Origin of the sequence: Thiothrix eikelboomii (assembly GCF_900167255.1) — a bacterium.
Classification (GTDB): domain Bacteria; phylum Pseudomonadota; class Gammaproteobacteria; order Thiotrichales; family Thiotrichaceae; genus Thiolinea; species Thiolinea eikelboomii.
In genome coordinates this window covers 150,412-170,493 of sequence record NZ_FUYB01000002.1, presented here as the reverse complement: position 1 = coordinate 170,493, position 20,082 = coordinate 150,412, and the positions used below count along the sequence as shown (strand labels likewise).

The 20,082-nt window shown below is 45.6% G+C and carries 20 protein-coding genes; 10 read left to right on the top strand and 10 right to left on the bottom strand.

What is annotated here, in order from left to right:
- The first annotated feature begins 15 nt into the window (after positions 1-15).
- Positions 16-867, top strand: a complete 852-nt coding sequence (gene rsmI / locus B5D50_RS02710) for a 16S rRNA (cytidine(1402)-2'-O)-methyltransferase (RefSeq protein ID WP_078921038.1) — start codon at positions 16-18, stop codon at positions 865-867.
- Here the strand turns inward: rsmI and B5D50_RS02705 are convergent.
- Together B5D50_RS02705 and B5D50_RS02700 are read right to left on the bottom strand one after the other, a co-directional pair.
- Positions 856-1,515, bottom strand: a complete 660-nt coding sequence (locus B5D50_RS02705) for a DUF2058 family protein (protein WP_078921037.1) — start codon at positions 1,513-1,515, stop codon at positions 856-858. The genes rsmI and B5D50_RS02705 overlap by 12 nt on opposite strands.
- An 18-nt stretch (positions 1,516-1,533) precedes the next feature.
- Positions 1,534-2,184: an adenylate kinase gene (locus B5D50_RS02700; RefSeq protein WP_078921036.1), complete on the bottom strand. Its 651-nt coding sequence runs from the start codon at positions 2,182-2,184 to the stop codon at positions 1,534-1,536.
- 119 nt (positions 2,185-2,303) lie between these two features.
- Between B5D50_RS02700 and ppa the strand changes: the two genes are divergently transcribed.
- The 8 genes from ppa (at position 2,304) to lipB (ending at position 10,371) form a co-directional block, all read left to right on the top strand.
- Positions 2,304-2,837 carry an inorganic diphosphatase gene (ppa, locus tag B5D50_RS02695; RefSeq protein ID WP_078921035.1) on the top strand — a complete coding sequence of 178 codons (534 nt, stop codon included), beginning with the start codon at positions 2,304-2,306 and terminating at the stop codon, positions 2,835-2,837.
- Between the two features lie 143 nt (positions 2,838-2,980).
- Entirely contained in the window at positions 2,981-4,939 is a 1,959-nt protein-coding gene (mrdA, locus tag B5D50_RS02690) for a penicillin-binding protein 2 (RefSeq protein ID WP_078921034.1), read from the top strand.
- Positions 4,936-6,048, top strand: coding sequence for a rod shape-determining protein RodA (gene rodA / locus B5D50_RS02685; RefSeq protein WP_078921033.1), 1,113 nt, complete (start codon positions 4,936-4,938; stop codon positions 6,046-6,048). The genes mrdA and rodA overlap by 4 nt, the downstream gene beginning before the upstream one ends.
- A 9-nt stretch (positions 6,049-6,057) precedes the next feature.
- Positions 6,058-7,269 carry a lytic murein transglycosylase B gene (gene mltB, locus B5D50_RS02680; RefSeq protein WP_200807012.1) on the top strand — a complete coding sequence of 404 codons (1,212 nt, stop codon included), beginning with the start codon at positions 6,058-6,060 and terminating at the stop codon, positions 7,267-7,269.
- Between the two features lie 65 nt (positions 7,270-7,334).
- Entirely contained in the window at positions 7,335-8,183 is an 849-nt protein-coding gene (locus tag B5D50_RS02675; RefSeq protein ID WP_234975777.1) for a septal ring lytic transglycosylase RlpA family protein, read from the top strand.
- 20 nt (positions 8,184-8,203) lie between these two features.
- On the top strand, positions 8,204-9,451 hold the full coding sequence (locus B5D50_RS02670; protein WP_078921031.1) for a D-alanyl-D-alanine carboxypeptidase family protein: 1,248 nt from the start codon (positions 8,204-8,206) through the stop codon (positions 9,449-9,451).
- Positions 9,452-9,469: 18 nt separating this feature from the next.
- Positions 9,470-9,745, top strand: a complete 276-nt coding sequence (locus B5D50_RS02665; protein WP_143594226.1) for an HP0495 family protein — start codon at positions 9,470-9,472, stop codon at positions 9,743-9,745.
- A complete protein-coding gene (gene lipB, locus B5D50_RS02660; RefSeq protein ID WP_143594225.1) occupies positions 9,733-10,371 on the top strand; it encodes a lipoyl(octanoyl) transferase LipB in 639 nt (212 codons plus the stop codon). Before B5D50_RS02665 ends, lipB begins: the two co-directional genes overlap by 13 nt.
- A gap of 8 nt (positions 10,372-10,379) precedes the next feature.
- Here the strand turns inward: lipB and coq7 are convergent, their stop codons facing one another.
- From coq7 to B5D50_RS02635, 5 genes are all read right to left on the bottom strand, one after another.
- The gene (coq7, locus tag B5D50_RS02655; RefSeq protein WP_078921253.1) at positions 10,380-11,024 is read right to left on the bottom strand and encodes a 2-polyprenyl-3-methyl-6-methoxy-1,4-benzoquinone monooxygenase; all 645 of its coding nucleotides are present in this window, start codon (positions 11,022-11,024) and stop codon (positions 10,380-10,382) included.
- Positions 11,025-11,029: 5 nt separating this feature from the next.
- A complete protein-coding gene (locus B5D50_RS02650) occupies positions 11,030-11,701 on the bottom strand; it encodes a thiol:disulfide interchange protein DsbA/DsbL (protein WP_078921029.1) in 672 nt (223 codons plus the stop codon).
- A gap of 65 nt (positions 11,702-11,766) precedes the next feature.
- Positions 11,767-13,122, bottom strand: a complete 1,356-nt coding sequence (ccsB, locus tag B5D50_RS02645; protein WP_078921028.1) for a c-type cytochrome biogenesis protein CcsB — start codon at positions 13,120-13,122, stop codon at positions 11,767-11,769.
- Between the two features lie 2 nt (positions 13,123-13,124).
- Entirely contained in the window at positions 13,125-15,113 is a 1,989-nt protein-coding gene (locus B5D50_RS02640; protein WP_234975776.1) for a cytochrome c biogenesis protein ResB, read from the bottom strand.
- A gap of 94 nt (positions 15,114-15,207) precedes the next feature.
- Positions 15,208-15,849: a c-type cytochrome gene (locus B5D50_RS02635; protein WP_078921027.1), complete on the bottom strand. Its 642-nt coding sequence runs from the start codon at positions 15,847-15,849 to the stop codon at positions 15,208-15,210.
- 147 nt (positions 15,850-15,996) lie between these two features.
- Here B5D50_RS02635 and yihA point away from each other — a divergent pair, with 147 nt between their 5' ends.
- Complete coding sequence (gene yihA, locus B5D50_RS02630; protein ID WP_078921251.1) at positions 15,997-16,623, top strand: ribosome biogenesis GTP-binding protein YihA/YsxC; 627 nt, start codon at positions 15,997-15,999, stop codon at positions 16,621-16,623.
- Positions 16,624-16,976: 353 nt separating this feature from the next.
- Here yihA and B5D50_RS02625 read toward each other — a convergent pair whose 3' ends face one another.
- From B5D50_RS02625 to B5D50_RS02615, 3 genes are all read right to left on the bottom strand, one after another.
- The gene (locus B5D50_RS02625; RefSeq protein WP_078921026.1) at positions 16,977-18,101 is read right to left on the bottom strand and encodes a trypsin-like peptidase domain-containing protein; all 1,125 of its coding nucleotides are present in this window, start codon (positions 18,099-18,101) and stop codon (positions 16,977-16,979) included.
- A gap of 156 nt (positions 18,102-18,257) precedes the next feature.
- Positions 18,258-19,190 (bottom strand): DnaJ C-terminal domain-containing protein, encoded by a 933-nt coding sequence (locus B5D50_RS02620; RefSeq protein ID WP_078921025.1) that lies wholly within the window; start codon positions 19,188-19,190, stop codon positions 18,258-18,260.
- Complete coding sequence (locus tag B5D50_RS02615; RefSeq protein ID WP_078921024.1) at positions 19,190-20,056, bottom strand: YicC/YloC family endoribonuclease; 867 nt, start codon at positions 20,054-20,056, stop codon at positions 19,190-19,192. The genes B5D50_RS02620 and B5D50_RS02615 overlap by 1 nt, the downstream gene beginning before the upstream one ends.
- Positions 20,057-20,082: the final 26 nt, after the last annotated feature.

Here is a 20,082-nt window from a genome sequence, read left to right as displayed (position 1 = left end):
CCCGTATAGGTTTTTATGAAGGCAAGTTTGTATTGTGTAGCCACGCCGATTGGCAATTTAGCAGATCTAACTGAGCGTGCGATTAAGACGCTGACGATGGTTGATAAAATCTATGCCGAAGATACTCGGGTCAGTTTACGGTTGTTGACGCATTTAGGTTTACAAAAGCCGCTCGTGAGTTTGCATGACCATAATGAAACAGCACGAGTGGCTCAAGTACTCACTGATCTAGAGCAGGGGTTGAATCTTGCTCTGGTGAGTGATGCGGGTACGCCGTTAATTAGTGATCCGGGCTATCATTTAGTTAAAGACGTCGCTGCTGCAGGGTTTAGAATTATCCCTATACCCGGTGCTTGTGCTGTAGTCGCGGCTTTATCAGCAGCGGGCTTGGCCACGGATCGGTTTATCTTTGAAGGTTTTTTATCTGCGAAATCAGCGGGACGCAGAGCGAGCTTTACGGCGCTAAAAACTGAAGAGCGCACCTTGATTTTTTATGAGTCTAGCCATCGTATCGCAGGATTTCTAGAGGATCTGATCACGGTCTTAGGTGCGGAGCGTGAGTTGGTGATTGCTCGTGAGTTGACTAAATTATACGAAAGTTTTTATCGAGGCACGGCGGAGGCCTTATTAGCGCGCTTGCAGGGAGATAGTGATATGCAAAAAGGTGAGTTTGTTGTGCTTGTCAAAGGCGCCAACGCTATCCTCGAGCAGGCGAGTGTCGAAGTAGAGGCAGCAACAGTTTTGCAGATTTTATTAGAGGAAGAGCTTTCCGTGAATCAAGCAGCGAAAATTGCTGCCCGAATTACCGGGCAGGCAAAAAATAAGCTGTATCGTCAAGCGATGGAGCTAAGCCAATTACGCTGCTGAAGGCGCGGTCGGCTCAATGACTAATTCGCTTTCACTACCACTTTGGTTAAGCACAATTAACTTGTCAGGATCAATCGCTAAAATCTGCTCAGCGACCTCGGCTGGAATCAAGCAACGTTTGCCTGCTAAAAAGGTAATGGCTAAAGCTCCATCCGCTAAAGCTTGCTGCTGCTGCTCGGTGACATATAAGTATTTCACCGTTTCACCGACCACAAAATTGTAGCGGATGCTAGCATCTTCCACATTTTTTAAGTGAGCAGTGATCAGTTCTTGCACTTGCTGACGTGTTTGCTTTTTGCGTTCAGCCAATTCACGTTTGCGCTTTTCATCGGCTTCTTTTTCCTGACGCTCTAAGTTATTCCGCTCACGGTAGAACTGCTCCAAATCAGAAGCACTACGTTGTTTGCTAGGCTTAGTTGGAGTCTGTTTGGTTTCCGTCTCAGCCTTAGCTGCTTCAGGTTTTGCCGCAGGTTTATGCGGTTTTGCTGGCATTGAAGGGCGATTCGGTTTGCTTTGCTTATGCTTGGCTTGATCGCGGGCTTCTTTTGCCTTTTCTTTCTGCTGTTGTTTAGCCTGTTCCGCTTGGTCGATTTGCGTTTGGGTTATCAGGCCTGCTTTGAGCAGTTGTTCGCTTAGTGAATTGGACATGGTCGATAATCGTTAATATTAAACAGTAGCCAGTTCCGCTTGGATCGCCTTGGTAATGTCTTCCATTTCCCCAATGCCATTCACTCGCTTTAGCAAACCTTGGTCTGCATAGTAGTTGATGAGGGGCGCGGTGTTTTCTTCATATACCTTGAGGCGATTGCCAATCGTTTCTTCGTTATCGTCAGCACGATGATATAAATTCGTACCGCCGCATTTATCGCATACCCCCTCTTGAGCCGGTGGAGAGAAGTAGCGGTTGTAAACAGTCGAACAATCTTTACAAGACAGACGACCTGTTAAACGTTTCAATAAAACATCAAAGTCTACATCAATTAATAGACCCGCTTGTAGGGGTTGGTCAACTTCAGCTAACAATTTATCTAAGCTAGCTGCTTGTGTTAGGTTGCGTGGGAAACCATCCAGAATAAAACCATTGGCAGTATCGGACTGTTGTAAACGCTCACGAATCATACCGAGTACAATTTCATCAGAGACTAGGCCACCTGCATCCATCGCTATTTTAGCTTGTTTGCCCAGTTCAGTGCCTGCTGCGACGGCCGCCCGCAGTAAATCACCGGTTGAAATTTGCGGAATATTATAAATATCCGTCAAGCGTTGTGCTTGAGTTCCTTTACCTGAGCCTGGTGCTCCGAGAAGTACGATACGCATAAGTTGGGTTCCCTTTTCTACTCCAATCGAGCCACTTCTTATACTTAATTAAATGTTGCAGTGCAAGTTAGATTCAACAGTCGTTATAATAGCCGGCTTTAAACCAATGGAAGACCGCTATGAATATCGACAAAATTGCCGTCGGCAAAGACGTACCTGAGTCTGTCAATGTTATTATCGAAATCCCAGCTCAATCTTCACCTGTTAAATATGAAGTGGATAAAGAAAGTGGTGCTCTATTAGTCGACCGCTTTATGTCTGCACCAATGTTTTATCCAGCCAACTATGGCTTCGTGCCGCATACTTTGTCTGATGATGGTGATCCGGTGGATGTTTTAGTGGTCACACCTCATCCATTGGTGCATGGTTGTGTGATCCCTGCGCGGCCAGTTGGGGTTTTGAAAATGTCAGATGAAGCGGGTCAGGATGCAAAAATTGTCGCTGTGCCAGCGGGCAAACTCGCGCCTGAATTCAAGGATGTTACCTCTTATACTCAACTCTCACCGTTGTTAATTAAACAAATTCAGCATTTCTTTGAGCGCTACAAAGAACTAGAACCCGGTAAGTGGGTCAAAGTTGAAGGTTGGGCCGATGCTGCTGAAGCTAAGCAAGAAATTTTGGATAGCATCAAGCGGTATGAAGCCAGCAATTAATAAGCTTTACATTAAACTTTAGCTAAGCTGACTGCATCCAATAAACTCCTGCTGATTTTCTGATAAACTTAGCAGCAGGGGTTTACTCCGGGCTAATAATATTTATTTATCACTAAATTAACTAATTTCAGTATTGGCAGTGTATGGGTGAGCGGTTATCAATTAAAACTGAACGAGATGAGCAGCAGCTCTTCAATTCGCGCGCTATTGTTGCCGGATTGATCGTGTTATTTGCCTTAGGTGGTATTATGACGCGCCTCTATTTTTTACAGATCAAAGAGCATGCGGCTTATACCGAGTTGTCTAAGCAAAATTACCAAAAACATATTCCGCGTGCGCCTACTCGGGGGCAAATCTATGATCGTAATGGGGTACGCTTAGCGGATAACCATGCGCAGTATGTGTTAGAGGTAGTATGGGATAGTGTGCCAGACCAAAATGGTGACGGTAAAAAGCGTTGGAACGATATGCAGCTGATGCTCGACCGCTTAACTAAAATTGTCCCCCTGTCAGAAAAAGATTTACGGGTTTTTGGGCAGCAAGTAAATCGCCGTAGTCGCTATCAGCCTACACCTTTGAAAGAAAATATGACAGAACAAGAAATGGCGATGTTTGCGGTGAATAAGTCACGCTTTCCGGGGGTGAATTTAGAGCGTCGGATGCAGCGCTATTATCCACTAGGTACGGTCGCTAGTCATGTCATTGGTTATGTCGGGCGAATTGATGATCGTGATTTAGAGCGCTTAGATAAAAGTAATTATGCAGGTACCAGTCATATTGGCAAGATTGGGGTGGAGGCTGCCCATGAAGGTCGCTTACATGGTCAAGCGGGCTATGATTTAGCTGAAGTCGATGCTCATGGTCGTCATCAAGATATGATTGAGCGCAAAGAAGCGGTGGGTGGGCAAGATTTAATTTTAGGTTTAGACATCAATCTACAGCTAAAAGCAGAAGCTTTATTGAAAGGTGAACGTGGAGCCGTGGTTGCGATTGATCCACGCAATGGCGAAGTATTAGCAATGGCAAGCGTTCCGACCTTCGATCCTAATCTGTTTGTAGATGGTATCTCTAGTAAGGTTTATTCCGAATTGCGGGATGATCCTGATCGACCCCTGTATAACCGGGCTTTACAAGGCGCTTATCCTCCGGGGTCGACGGTTAAACCGATGAATACCTTGGCGGGTTTGTATGAAAAAGTGATTTGGCCGGGTAAAACCGTTTACGATCCGGGATTTTTCCAAATTCCGGGGCATAAACATCGTTATCGGTGTTGGAAGAAGTCCGGTCATGGCGGGGTGAGTATGGATTATGCGATTGCACAATCCTGTGATACCTTTTTTTATGATATGGCCTATCGGATGGGAGTGGATAAGTTTTCTGGTTATATGAGCTTATTTGGCTTTGGTAAGAAAACAGGGGTCGATCTCACCTCAGAGTCAGATGGCCTGATGCCCACGCCTGAATGGAAGCAGCGTCGTTATAAGCAAGTTTGGTATCCGGGTGATACGGTTAATATCGGCATCGGTCAAGGCTATTGGTTGGCCACGCCGATTCAACTTGCACATGCCACCGCGAGTGTTGCCATGCGTGGTAAGCGAATTCGCCCGCATGTATTGAGAGCCGTGCGTACCGCGAAGAATAAACCCGAACAGATTCTTGAGCCTGAAGTGATTGCACAAATTCCAGCGCGTGATCAGCGGCATTGGGAAATGGTCGTGCAAGGGATGGTACATGTCGTGCATGCCTCTTATGGTACAGCTAAGCGGATTGGTGTGGGTGCGCCTTATACGATTGCAGGGAAAACGGGCACTGCCCAAGTCTTTGGGATTGCACAGAACGCACGCTATGATGCTTCACGCTTAGCCAAGCGCTTACATGATCATGCTTTATTTGTAGGGTTTGCACCGGCAGATAACCCCCAAATTGCTGTTTCAGTGATTGTGGAAAATGGTGGGGGAGGTAGCTCAACTGCAGCACCTATCGCCCGCCGAGTGATGGATGCTTATCTCTTGAAAAAATATGATGATGAAGAACCCTCTGAAGAAAAGGGCGAAGTTGAGCCAGCTGATATAGTTCCACGTGTAGAGGGGGCTGAGGAATGATTTCAGGATTATTACCCGCTTCCTTGCTTAAAATGCTGCAACGGGTGGATTTGGTACTGTTAGCGGCCTTGTCCCTCTTAGTCTTTATGGGGCTAGTCACTTTATACAGTGCAGCTGATACAGAGATTAGTACGGTCTATCGACAGGGCATTCATTTCGTCATAGGGCTAGTGCTGATGCTGTTATTTTCGCAGGTTGAAGGGAAAACCTTGCGTCAGTTCGCGATTTGGTTATACGGCATTGGAATTGTGCTGTTAATCTTAGTGTTAATGGTAGGTGTGGTTAAGAAAGGTGCACAGCGTTGGCTGTATGTCGGCATTGATATTCAACCTGCTGAGATGATGAAGCTCGCTGTACCGATGATGGTGGCGTATTATTTCTCTGAGAAACCGTTGCCGCCGCGTTTTTTGGATATTCTGGTGGCTTTGATACTGGTTGCCATTCCGATGGTCTTAATTATGAAGCAGCCGGATTTGGGGACTTCGCTGTTGATTGCCTTATCGGGCTTATTTGTGATTTATCTTGCGGGTATGTCTTGGTGGTTGATCGGGGGTTCGATAGCAGTGATTGCGGTGGCAGCTCCCTTGATGTTTAACTATGGGATGCATGAATACCAACGCCAACGGATTCTTACCTTGCTTGATCCAGAAAGTGATTTGCTAGGTACGGGTTATCATATTTATCAGTCGAAAATAGCGATTGGTTCTGGTGGCATTTATGGGAAAGGTTGGTTACATGGAGATCAATCCCATTTAGACTTTTTACCCGAGCGCCATACCGATTTTATTTTTGCGGTATTTGGTGAGGAGTTTGGCTTTTTAGGTAATTTGCTGCTCTTGGGGCTATATATCTTTATTATTTGGCGGGGGTTATATATTGCATCTAAAGGGGCTGATACTTTTTCACGATTATTAGCGGGCAGTTTAAGCTTAACCTTTTTTATCTATCTGATTGTTAATACAGGTATGGTGAGTGGTGTATTACCCGTTGTGGGTGCTCCTTTGCCGCTAGTCAGTTATGGCGGAACTGCAGTGGTTACCTTAATGAGTGCTTTTGGCATTATCATGGGGATGAAAAAGCGTAAGCGTATTTATCAAACGGACGAATAGGGCTAAATAATGCAAGCATCTAAGGGCAGTGCTTATCTCATAGGGGCGCTAGGGTGGGTCATGGTTTTAAGTGCTTGTACAACAGCAACTACTATTCCAGAGGCCGGTACCAGCTCCCACGCTAAGGGTGTGCCTGCGGCAGATCCTTTAGTGAGTTCACTGCCACCGCGCCTACCTAGACCGTTAGTGCCGATTCCAGCACGACCGAAGCAACCCAATCCACCTTACCCAAGGCCACCGTCGCTACCGTCATTGCCGATTCCTGAGCCTTTGCAACCGCAGTTACCCGTATTGCCTGTACAAGGCGGGCATTATTTGAGTTACCCAGCCTTACAGACTTTTATAGGTAGAATGCAGCAGGTTCATGGTTTTGATGCCGGTCAATTACAAAGCTTGTTTGCGACGGTGCAGCGTAATGAAGAGATTATTGCCAAAGCCAGTAAACCGGCGGAAGCTAAACCTTGGTTACAATATAGGCCCATTTTTATCACCGAAGATCGGATTCAAAGTGGTATGGCGTTTTGGCAGCAATATGCCAATAGCGTGGAGGCAGCGGCTCAGCAATACGGGATTGATCCGGCTTATATTGTCGCCATTATCGGGGTAGAGACTTTCTATGGGCGGAATACGGGTAATTACTCTGTGTTACAAGCGCTGACGACTTTAGCCTTTGATTTTCCAAAGCGCGCCGATTTTTATCAAAAAGAATTGGAACAGTATTTATTGCTAACCCGCGAAGAACAGGTCCAGCCCTTAGCTTGGCAAGGTTCTTATGCAGGCGCGATGGGTTTGGGGCAGTTTATTTCGAGTAGCTATCGCCAATATGCTCAGGATTTTGATCAAGATGGTCGGCGGAATTTATGGGATCCTGAGGATGCAATTGGGAGTGTGGCTAATTATTTAGCGCGGCATGGTTGGCAAGCAGGCGAGGATGTTGCTGTTCCTGCTTATGTTTCTGGTCAAGGCTATGCTAGACTGCTGAGTGAAAAGCCAGTTAAACCGAACTTAAGTTTGTCTGCCTTGTCCATTCAATGGGTTGCACCCGTGAATAACTTTAGAGCAAGGCAAGCGAGTTTAATTCTACTCGATGGGGCTGCAGGGAGTGAGTTTTGGCTAGGCGGGGATAATTTTTATGTGATAACCCGTTATAACCACAGCAATAAATATGCAATGGCTGTCCATCAATTAGCGCAAGCCATCCGTCAACAGATGGGACGTTAATGATCTGTTACTCTGCTTAGCCTTAGAATAACAGTTAGGGCAAGCCATGAATGATGATAACAACGATGAAAAAAATTCAACAAGCGCTTCTATGGGTCTTCACTACCGGTTTAGTCGGCTGTAGTGCACTAACAACGGATGATCCAACAGCAACAGGCTCTATACCGCCTTTAAAACTAGATAATCAAGCTTCAACCTGTGGAAATGAGCCAAGCTATACTTTAAAAGGTAAAACTTATCAAGTGCTTAATTCTGTACAGGGTTATCAGGAGGAAGGTCTAGCTTCGTGGTATGGGCCTGAGTTTCAGGGAGCTAAAACGGCGGGTTGTGAAACTTTTGATATGAACAGTTTCTCTGCAGCTCATCCTACCTTACCTTTACCTAGTTTTGTGCGGGTGACGCATCTGGGGAATAAAAAATCGGTTATTGTGCGGGTGAATGATCGTGGGCCGTTCGAAACGGAAGGTTTGATTCAAGTTTCGTTGGCGGCGGCTAATGCTTTGGGTATGGCCACGAAGGGTGGGGAAACTGCTCCAGTCCGAGTAGAGGCTTTGGATACACAACAAAATGCCGCTTTAGAAGCAGGTCAGAGTAAACTTGCCGAGCGAGCTAGAGTCAAAGCAAAGCCGAACCCTGCACAAATAGCAGCGGAGCAAACGGCTAAGGCTAGCGGTAAAAGCTTTTATGTAGTTGTGAATAATTTTGCTGAGCAGGCTGAGGCGTTAGAAATGTTTGTGCGCTTAACTTCGGTTGGTTTAAGCAAAACCGAGATGGCGACAGCAGCACAAGAGGGTAAACAAATGCATCAAGTACGGATTGGGCCACTGTATACACAGGATCAGATTGATCATGTCAAAGATGCACTTGAAAGTAATGGCTTGGCAACTTTCCGAGTTGTCGCAATAAATCAATGAGATAGAGAGTGAATAACAGGATGTTACTGAGAATACTGTTGGTGAGCTTATGGCTGTCTGGTTTAGCCTATGCTGAAACTAAACCTGCCAAAACCACCGCACCCACTGCGGTAGAAACTGCCGAAGATATGCCAGCAGGTGCAGGCTCTGGCACTAAATCCATCAGTCCGCCGAAAGGCGGGCAAGTCGTAGCTTTAGCCGATGGTGTGCCTGAAGTAGACTCCACTAGTTTTGTCTTGGTCGATTTTCAAAGTGGGGAAGAGTTGGCTGCACTCAATCCGGGAGAGCGAGTCGAGCCAGCGAGTATCACTAAGCTGATGACTGCTTATATTTTGTATCGTGAACTGAGTAAAGGGACGATCAAACTAGATGATGAAGTGTTAATCAGCCAGCGTGCTTGGGAAATGCAAGGTTCGCGGATGTTTGTCGAGTTGGGGAAAAAAGTCCAACTGGAAAAACTCCTCCGTGGCTTAATTATTCAATCCGGTAATGATGCAGCGGTTGCTTTAGCGGAACATGTGGCAGGTTCTGAAACGGCCTTCGTACAGCGTATGAATGAAGTCGCTAAAGAACTCGGCATGGTCAATACTCAGTATCAAAATGTAACAGGTTGGCCAGCAGCTGATCATTACACCACTGCACGGGATATTGTGATTTTGGCACGCGCTTTAATTACGGAGTTTCCTGATCGCTATAAGCTCTATTCTGAAAAAGAATTCACCTATAATAATATTAAGCAGCATAATCGGAATAAATTATTATGGCGAGATGCTTCCGTCGATGGGATGAAAACTGGCCATACTGAGTCAGCAGGTTTTTGCTTAGTGGCTTCTGCAAAGCGAGATACGATGCGCTTGGTTTCCGTACTCTTGGGTTCGACGGATGAAAATAGCCGGACTGAATCAAGTCAACGCTTGCTAGAGTATGGTTTTCGTACCTTTGAGACGCGCCTGCTCTATAAAGCGGGTGATGTGCTTTCTGAAAAAGTACGGGTTTGGCAAGGTAATAAAACGACAGTGGCCGCAGGGGTGATTGATGATTTGTATGTGAGTGTTGGTAAAGGCCGCTACAATCAAATCCAAGGCGTGATGCAGATTGATAAAGCCATTGATGCACCGATTCGGCGTGGGGATGTCTTAGGCAAAATTATTCTCTCTGATCAAGGTAAAGTCTTTAAAGAAGTACCTTTGTTAGCTTTAGAGGATATTACCGAGGGTGGTTTGTGGCGGCGTATGTCAGATAGTGTCCAAAAGTTTTTTACTGATTAACGCTTAGGAGTCATCTAGATGAATACGTTTAGTCAATCGGAAGTGGAAATTGAATTTCCCAGTCATTTTCCCATTAAAGTGGTTGGGGCGGCGAATGATCAATTAGCGCAAATTATTCATGACATTATCGTGCAGCATGACCCAGAATTTTCGCTGGCGGCGATTCGTGCCAATCAAAGTCGGAGTGGTAAATATCACAGCCTCACTTTAGGCGTGCGTGCCACCAGTAAAGAACAGTTAGATGCGATTTATAATGATTTAAAAGCCTGTGAGTGGGTCTTGTGGGCGCTTTAAAGGTTCGAGTTTTAGGCACACATCAAGCTTATCTGCCTACTTTGGCCGCTATGCAAACCTTCACACAACAGCGTTCTGACGAGGCGGTGGATGAATTATGGGTGCTTGAACATGAGCCGGTATTCACCTTAGGTCGTAATGGGCAGATGGAGCATTTGCTCGATCCACAAGAGATTCCTGTGGTTAAAGTTGATCGGGGTGGGCAAGTCACTTACCACGGTCGTGGCCAATTAATTATTTATCTATTATTGGATGTGCGCCGTCGCAATTTAGGCGTGCGTGAGCTGGTGATTAAGATAGAGCAGGCTATCATTCAACTCTTGGCTAGTCGAAATATTGTCGCAGCGGGTGATCGTGAAGCACCCGGTGTCTATGTTGAGGGTAAGAAAATCGCGGCCTTAGGCTTAAGAGTGAGTCGCGGCAAAACCTATCATGGCTTGAGTTTGAATGTGGATATGGATTTAGAACCCTTCAAACGCATTAATCCTTGTGGTTATGCCGGTTTAGAGGTTAGCCAATGCCGTGATTTAGGTATCGCTGAAACGACGATGGAATTAGCCGGAGAATTAGCGCTGCTACTGGCACAAGGGTTAGGGTATCGGCAAATTGAGTGGTTGGCGGACTAAAGCTATTTTTAAAGATATTTCGCAGTACGGGTCATGACTGTAGACAACATCGGCATGACTAATTTACGCAGTGGGAAGGGCAGTTTGACGCCACCGGCTTGTTGAGCCATCTGACCGTGGCGCAGTTCGTCTTCTTTCATTTGCTGCAAAATCACGGTACTTGGTAGGTCATTCGCAGGGAGCTGGGCTAAATGCTCCGCTAAATGTCGCTCGACTTGATCTTCGGTCTCTTTAACAAAACCTAAGCTCCATTGGTCACCGATTAAGCCAGCGGCTGCGCCCATTGAAAACGAACCCCAATACCAAATCGGATTCAAGTGGCTACGATGACTGGATAATTCATCTAAGCGTTGCGCACACCAAACCAAATGATCATTTTCTTCTAAGGCGGCTCGTTCCATTTGTTCACGCACCTGAGGGAGCTTGGCAGTGAGGGCTTGTCCACGATACAAGCCCTGTGCCGCTACTTCACCGGCATGATTAATACGCATCAATTGAGCAGACCGTTTTTTTTCTTCTGCGGTCAGTTCTGCGCGTTCGTGCAGACCTTGAGCAGGATGAGGGCGCTCAGTGGTGGTGGGTGTTGCCTCTGTTGCCCGTAAAGATTGATCAATTTCAACCAAAAAACGATCGAATAAACTCAAGGTGCGCATCATGTTTAACGAGGTAACTTAGTTAAATAATTAATCACATCAATCAGTTTATCTGAACCAGTCATCCGACTGGGACCCGTTAAGTATTTGCCATTAACGATAATGCTCGGTACGGAATCAATCCCTGATTTTGTATTGACATCACGGGCATAGCTCAATAATGAGTTAAGCTCCATAGAACTCATCGCTTTATTGATTTCATCTGCGGTGTAGCCAAAGGATTCAAAAAAGCGACGTAGATTATCATCGTTCTTCGCAGTATTGCCGCGCTCAAAACGCGGTAAAGGCCGACGTTGAACATGGGCTGCATTGAAGATTTTGCCGTGTAGATCTTTAGCCCCATCACGATCTAGGATATAACCAATGTAATAAAGCTTAGCGTGATAATCCCAAGTTTCGCCTAAAGTGCCGGGGACACGATTAAAGAAAACATTCGCAGGTTTAGTTTTAAGATATTCCTTAATCGTTGGCTCTAAACTGAAGCAATGGGGGCAGCCATACCAGAAAATTTCACTGACTTCATGTTGGCCGGTAGGTGCTTTGAGGGCGATGGGTGGATCAATCACTGAATATTGCTTGCCTTCGGTGTATTCAGCTTGAGTCACTTCCGACATACAGCCTACCAAAGTAAACAGTACGGCTGTGACCACCGGCAGCAAAAACTTCACTATTCTCATTCAATTATTCTCCGTCGTTATTGAGTATTGCAGCGCAAATCTTTAACTCAGACTGATTAGTAGGCTTAAAGTTCACCATAAGAGTGTAGACCAGAGAGGAACATATTCACGCCTAAGAAGGCAAATAAGGTAATGAATAAACCAATCACAGCCCACCATGCCATTTGTGTACCACGCCAGCCTTTAGAAAAGCGGAAGTGCAACCAAGCAGCATAGTTTAACCAAACAATCAGCGCCCAAGTTTCTTTCGGATCCCATGACCAATAACCACCCCACGCTTCGGCCGCCCACATAGCACCTAAAATAGTAGCAATGGTAAAGAAAGCAAAGCCTAAAGCAATGGCTTTATAGGTGATGTCATCTAGGATTTCTAAAGAAGGTAAAGCTTTTTGGGTACTCGGTAGCATCAACAAAAAGCCCAGAGCGGTTAACAACAAGGTAATGGCCAAAGCAAAGCCGAAAGCATTGAAGGCCAGTGCCAACAAACTACCTTCAACCGCCGTTTTTCCGAAAGCGGTGCGTGCAAAAATCCAAGTGAAGAGACCTAAAAAAATGAAACTAGGCACTAATATTGCGACTAAGCGCGAAGGATGACTGTAGTAGTATTTAATCAAATAAGCCGAGCTGGTCATAGCGGCTAAAGCAAAAGCACCGTAACCTACGAAATTGGCAGGAACATGAATTTTCATCCAGTAACTTTTTAAGGCGGGAACTAAGGGACGAATTTCATGCGCATCCCGCTCAAGGCTATACCAAAGCAAAAAAGCAACGGCAGCACTAATGACTAATAAAGCAAAGCCACCTAGCGCACGACTGCGATAACGCGCTTCGTAGTACAAATACAAGATGCCTGTAATGAGACAGAATAGGATAAAGACTTCATACAAATTACTGACTGGAATATGTCCGAACTCAGGATCGACTAAGTAAGACTCATACCAACGGACCATCAGACCCGTGAAACCCATCACGACCGCTGACCACGTTAACACACTAGCAGTTTTGGCGATAAATTCGTTATTCGCGATTAAGCCTGCAAAATAGAAGACAGTCGCCAAGACGAACAAAGCACTCATCCACATAATAGCGGATTGGCTAGAGAATAAATATTTCAGGCCAAAGACGGTCTCAGCACTAGCGATATTGCCACTATATAGCCAAATCCCTAATAAGCTAAACGCCGTGATCAGCAAGCTCAAAGGCTGTACCGCTCGCCAATTCCAGCCTAAGGCAATTAAGGCCGGGGCACTCATTATAAGAAAACCCTGTTCGTAAACGTCCATATAACTGGAGTAGAGCTGATAAACGAAAGCCGTACCTGTAATGACCAATACGGCCCAAATCCAGTCGGTTATCCTAAGACGTTGCCAGAAACTCGGCTTGTCCATGAATGCGTGCATCGCTTCTTGTGGAACAGACATTATCAATCCCCTTTTGCTGTAAGCATGGTTTGAAAGGCTGAGCGTAAGTTTTGGAAATACTTATCAAAATCATGCGGATTGCGATTACTACTCCCCGCTAAAATGACTTCGTTTTCACCAGACTCTAAGGGTTTAACTAAAACCCAAATTCTACGCTGTGCCACATAGAATAATAAAAAAACCCCAAGGGTTAGCATAATACATCCGAGATAGACCACATTTTGTCCCGGAGAGCGCGTAATTTGCAAACCAGAAGCTTCGATCTGTTTAAAGGTTTTGAGTTGGATAAACCAAGGCGAACCATAGAAGGGTAAATTAGACATCGCATTCAAACTATCATCAAAAAACAGCCAATCTGTTTCGTTAGGTTCACTGACCCCACGTTGTTTGAGTAGCTCAAGATAAACCCCTCGGAGCGAGGCTTGCAAGACTTTAGTGAAGGCTTCATTCACTGATTGACGTTGAGCCTCAGGAAAGCGGGCGTCGATGTCGTTCATAATACCATCAAAGCCTTGGGTAGCGAATAGCTGGGTTAGGCGTACCATTGACTCGACAATTTGTGTTTCGACATTCGCATCAAGTGCTTGATTGTCGAGTGCACCCATTGAGGCTTGGGTTGTCGCTAGCGCAGTATTCCGTACTAAAGCTTCATCTTGTAAAGCATTTAAAAACGCTAAGAATAATTCAGGCGAGCCTTTTTTATCAGCAGGAAGATGCAAAAAACGTTCGGGATCAGCGGGGCTTTTCTTGACGCCACTGATTAAATACAAACGACCTTCGATCATGACCGGATTCATATAATTAGTGTATTCGATGGCTTCACCGGCCGCATTACGTAAACGGAAAATGACGCTCGGGCCGATATTGCGCTGTTCTTCAATACCTTGTTCGTTTTTCACCGGGTTAATATTAAATAGGCGGAAATTATCCAGCTCTAAGCGATATTGCTCAGTGGAGCTACTTAAATTGTATTCTTGGGAGATATTACCGGTCAGGGTTTGTGGGGCGTATTGTTTAGTCAGGGGATTAAATTGCAGTTCGACTTCTGAGCCACCATCACCAAAATTTGCTTGGTAAATCGCCGTGCCTTTGTAGATCAAGGGGTGGTTCACTGAAATTGTATGTGCCAATGGCTCTTTTAAATCAGGATCGTGAATCACTAAGTCACTTTCGAAGGACTTCGGCTGGCCCGTAGAGTAGTGCTCAACTCTGAAGGCTTTGACCTCAATTTCATAAGGTAAGCGCTGTACTAAGTAGCCGTCACGGACGGGCAAAAAGATAATATTGGCAGTTCGCCCTTCAGGAATATCCACAGAGCCGCGATAGGAATAAGTATTTGCACCTAGCTGACTAATAGCAGGAACTTCGGAGGCTGGAATATTACGGGTTTCGGGTTGGATCGTACCGCGCCATTCACCCAACATAATAGGCAGTTTGCTATCGAGTAGGCCACCGATAAAAATGACAATCATGCCAATATGTGTCAGCCAATAACCCCATTTATTTGCACCGCCTTTCATGGCAGCGACCACATGAGTAGCCCCTTCTTGATGGGTACGAAACCGGAAGCCTTGATTCTTTAAAGCCTGTTGCGAGCTAGCCTGAATCGCCTCTAGCGGTTGGTTGCTCACAAAACTAGCGCTGTGATGCAGGGCGCGTAAGGATTTTTCTTGCGCTTTTTCGCGGAAATGACGTAATTCACGCAAGATACCGGGTGTATTGCGAATCACACAGGTTGTAGTGGACAGTAACAGAAAGCCTAAAATCAACAAAAACCAAAGTGCCGAATAAACATCATACAGGCCTAGCGAGCGGAAAAACTCAAACCAGAATTTGCCAAATTTTATCTCATAGTCAGGGTAGGGCTGATTTTGTTTAAGCACTGTACCAATGACTGAAGCGATGGCGACAATCACTAACAGCGTAATAGCAAGGTTCATAGAACCTAAAAAATCAACCAGTCGCGTGCTGGTGGATCGAGAGCTTTTCATAAATGCTGCTTAGTTGGAGGTTAGGATTGGGAAAATAGTAAAGGGTGGACTAGCCACCCTTCGTCTATATATCAGAAGATTAGCAAATAGCAAATTACTTCTGCAAACCCGCGATGTATTCAGCGACAGCATTCATTTCTGCATCGGTCATTTTGACGGCGATATTACGCATCATTTTGCCATTGTCATTCGCCCGTACCCCAGTACGGAAGTTGTTTAACTGGGTTTTAGTATAAGTCACTTGCTGTCCGGCTAACGAGGGGAAGTTAGCAGCCGGATTACCCGTACCATTAGGACCGTGGCAGGCGGCACAAGCAGGAATACCATTAGAGGCATTACCACCTTTATAAACCTGCTCACCTAAAGTGACTTGATTTTGATCGGCTTGACCCGGCGTACCGGTTTGACTAGCGAAATAAGCTGCTAAATCCGCCATATCCTGTTCGGTGAGTGGATCAATCATCGGTGCCATAGTCGCATTATAGCGGCCGCCTTCAGCATCCTTACCAGCTTTAAAGTTTTGCAACTGCTTAAACAAATAACCTTCAGACTGGCCTGCTAATTTTGGCCATTCGGGGTTAATGCTGTTACCATCAGCGCCGTGGCAAGCGGCACAAGTTGCTGATTTAGTCTTACCCGCAGCTGGATCGCCTTTTAAGGCAGCATCAGCTGCCCAAACGGCTGCTGAGGTGCTAAAAGCAAGGCTTGTTAGTGCTAGGATGAGTGTCTTCTTCATCTAGAAAGTGCTCCCAAAAACATCGAAGTAAAGCTACAAATTCGTTTGTCTGAGAGGATGGCCGCCGGGTATCCTCCAAAAGTGCCAGAATTGTATATCATATCCCGCAATCATACCTCAAAAAATGCATTAGAGAACGCTAACATGATGAATCATTACTATCAGCAAGCTAGTTTTGTCCAAAGTGCTACTACGCCTAAAACACTGCCTAAAGAGAGTGGTTTTGAAGTAGCTTTCGCCGGGCGTTCCAATTCAGGCAAGTCCAGTACAATTAATCGAGCCTGTTCACAAAAATCGCTGGCACGGACTAGTAAAACCCCTGGACGTACACAGCTGATTAATTTTTTCACTTTGCCTGAGGGTCAGTTATTAGTCGACCTTCCGGGGTATGGCTATGCCAAAGTTCCAGAACACCTCAAGTTACAATGGCAGAAATTTATCGAAGCGTATCTTACTACGCGAGGAACACTTAAGGGTTTGATTTTGGTCATGGATATTCGTCATCCGATGACGGTATTTGATCAAGGTTTGTTGAAATGGGCAGAGTATCAGCCGTTACCCGTGCATATTTTATTGAATAAAGCCGATAAATTGAGTCGAGGGGCTAGGCAAAGCACCGTCTTAGCGGTACGCAAGGCTTTACCCCAAGCAGGTAATCAAGTGACTGTACAGTCATTTTCAGCGACCACGGGGTTAGGGCTTGAGGATTTATGGCTCAAATTAGACGAATGGTTTGAGCGACCCACTGCGGTGGTTGCTAAGGCTATTCATTAAGGATTCATTTAAGAACAACTAGACTAGATCCTGTAAAAAGGAACCCCGGCCAAACAGGGGGTCTAAAAGCCGGGGTTTAATAAACAGGTCTGGATTGGGGACACCAAACCTGTATCCGCAAAAGAGACCTCGACAGCACCGGGCTTTAGTGCTTTTTATGTCGCATCTCTTCACTTCGCGGAAATTCGCAATAATTGCCTACCTTCATTTTTAGATTAGAAAACAGTTTTTTCTGCTTCTTGTTCCTTAGATGAACGCACGCTGTATCAGTTCCACCATTTATAGCATTTTTTTGCCGCTTGTCAATCTTAGTTGATTTCGATTTGGTGAAATTATGCTCATACTAACTGAAATTAGTTATTTTCCCAAAAAGGGCGCTGCGAATTAGCCGTATTGCCAGCTGGTCCGACCTGACCAATTCTTGCCTGTGCAGTATAGGTTTGTCCTGAGCGCAGATAGACTATTTTCAAAAGTGTGCCTGCACGAACTGAACCAATTAAGCTTTTAACATCGCTAGCGGCTTTAATTTCAGCATCATTCACTTGTAAAATCACATCACCCGCTTGTAAACCAGCCCGTTCGGCGGCTGAACTAGGGAAAACGCGCTCAACTAAAGCCCCTGTATTTGCAGGTAAGCGTGAATTAGTGGCAATTTGAGCATCGACATCACTGACTTCAATCCCAAGTAACCCCCGTTCTACTTGGCCGAAACGTACAATCTGATCAATGATCCCAGCGGCAGTATTCACGGGGATGGCAAAACCAATGCCTATATTGCCGCCGCTGTGCCCTCCCAAGATAGCGGTATTAATACCGATTAATTCACCTCGCAGATTAACTAAGGCTCCCCCAGAGTTACCTAAATTGATCGAGGCATCTGTTTGAATAAAGTTTTCATATTCACCAATCCCCGGGTTACGATGCAGAGCACTAATGATACCCGAGGTGACGGATTGACCAATCCCGTAGGGATTGCCAATTGCAACCACAAAATCACCGACCTTTAAGCGATCCGAGTCACCAAAGCGCATGGCGACTAAGCGTTCAGCCTTAATCGCAATAATCGCTAAGTCAACTTTAGGGTCTGCACCAATAATCCGGGCTTGAAAGCGGCGACCATCATTCAGGGTGATCGTAATCCGCTCAGCCCCTTCAATCACATGAAAATTGGTTAGAATATGCCCATGACGCGCATGCACGATTACACCCGAGCCGGTGCCATCTATTTTGCGCTCTCCTTGGACATCGCCAAAAAAGCGCTTAAAAAATGGATCATTGAGAATGGACTCATCAATTTTTTGCTTACCTTCGGTGGTAATATTTACCACGGCCGGTGTGACACGTTCTAACATAGGGGCAAGGCTAGGTAAGGCTTGACCATTAACGCTATCAGGCAAAGCGCCCGCACAAGCGCAACCGTGTAAGCCAATCGCTAACAGTGTAGTAAGTAGAGCGCGCTTCCAAATACTTGGTGACATGTTATCTGCATCCTGAAACGTTTTGCTTCGTGAATCTGCTTATTTTAGACCAGCCCTAGTCACTTTTTGCAAAGCTGAACAGAAGGCATTGTTGTGTAGTGAAAATACCACTATTTTGACTTTTGTTCCAAAAAAACCACGCAAGCAAGTTGCCGTCTATCGCGTGGTTTTCAGATGTTGCCGTGGTGACCAGTTGAAAGTACGCTCCATTTGTGCATAAAACTCTTGGTGTTGTGCCGTGGTAGCAGGTGGAGTGTGGACTTGCAGCGTGATGTACATATCGCCTTGAGTTGTGCTGGTATTAATCCCGCGCCCTGCTAAGCGCATTTTTTTACCTGATTCGCTGTCAGGTGGAATTTTTAAGCTGACGGCCCCCGTGGGGGTGGGTGCTAAAATATGAGCGCCCAATGCAGCTTCCCAAGGGCTAATGGGTAAGTCGAGATATAAATCCTGCCCAATTAATTGATAATACGGATGTTCGGCAAGGTGAATCACTAAACTTAAATCAGCTCCGCCGACCCCTTTACCCTGTAAGCGTAAACGGCTGCCTGCCGATGAACCTTTGGGTACTCGTACCTGAATGGTATCCCCATTCGGTGCTTGAATAGCTTTGATGGTATCGAAGAAGACGTCTTCAATTTGTAAAGTTAAATGATATTCTTGGGGTTCTAATGGCGGTTGTACTTTACGTTCAACGGTTTTCTCACGGCGTTTTTTACCGAACAAGCTATTAAAAATAGCTGAGCTACGGCGGGTATCAGGAATTTCTGGCTGACTGATTTCCTCAAAGAAGGCGGTATCTACATCGACTCGACTGGCCTGTGCCGGAGGTGGCTGCGTACTGGTTTTTGGGGTGTCAGTAGGCGTTGGTTTAGGTCGTGTTTGCTGTTGTTCATATTGACGGCGCTTACTACTATCACTGAGGGTTTCATAAGCTTCGTTGACGGCTTTAAACTGTTCCTCCGCTCCCGGTAGGTGGCTGACATCAGGATGGTATTTACGTGCTAAACGTCGATAGGCTAGCTTAATATCGTCTGCGCTAGCGCTAGGTAAAATTCCCAATACCTGATAGTAGTCTTTGGCGGCCATTATTCAATATTCTGAATTTGCTCACGCATCTGTTCGATGAGTACTTTTAAATCAACGGCTGCTTGGGTGGTTTCTGCATCATTAGATTTGGAAGCTAAAGTATTGGCTTCACGATTGAGTTCTTGCATCAGAAAGTCCATGCGCCGGCCAATAGGTTCGTCGCGTTCGAGTACCGCATTAATTTCGTCAAGGTGCGCCATTAAACGGTCAAGTTCTTCATCTACGTCTAAACGTTGGGCGAGGATCACTAATTCTTGTTCGAGGCGGTTATTGTCTGGAATCACGTCCAGCTCAGCTAAACGCTGATGAATTTTGTCCTTAATTCCGCTGATAATTTCAGGGCGACGCTTACGGATACGAACTAAAATTTCAGCAATTTGATCACAACGCGAATCAATAAATTCAGCTAAGCGCTTACCCTCACGTTCGCGCGTAGCGATTAAGTCATTTAAAGCAGTAACCAATAATAACTCTGCTTCTTGCCCCAACTTTTCTAAGTCTGGAGCACTGTCCAAAGTCACCCCCGGCCAGCGGAGAATATCAACGGCTTTTAGGGTTTCAGTACTATTAGTTAACGCCTCAATTTGTCGACATGCAATTATCAATGCACGAGCTAGGGGTTCATTCACTACAATCGCGGAGTTTTCGCCGACTCCCGCTGCATAACGTAGAGAGGCTTCCAGTTTGCCACGATGCAAGCGGTTTTGTAACAGTGTGCGAAAATTATTCTCGAGTGATCTAAACTCTTCAGGAACACGCAAACTAATATCTAAGTAGCGGTGATTAACCGAACGCAATTCCCAACTCAATTTCCCATGAGCTGAAGCGATTTCGTGGTGTGCAAAAGCCGTCATGCTACGAATCATGTCTGGTTTCCTATCTGGCTGGGGTT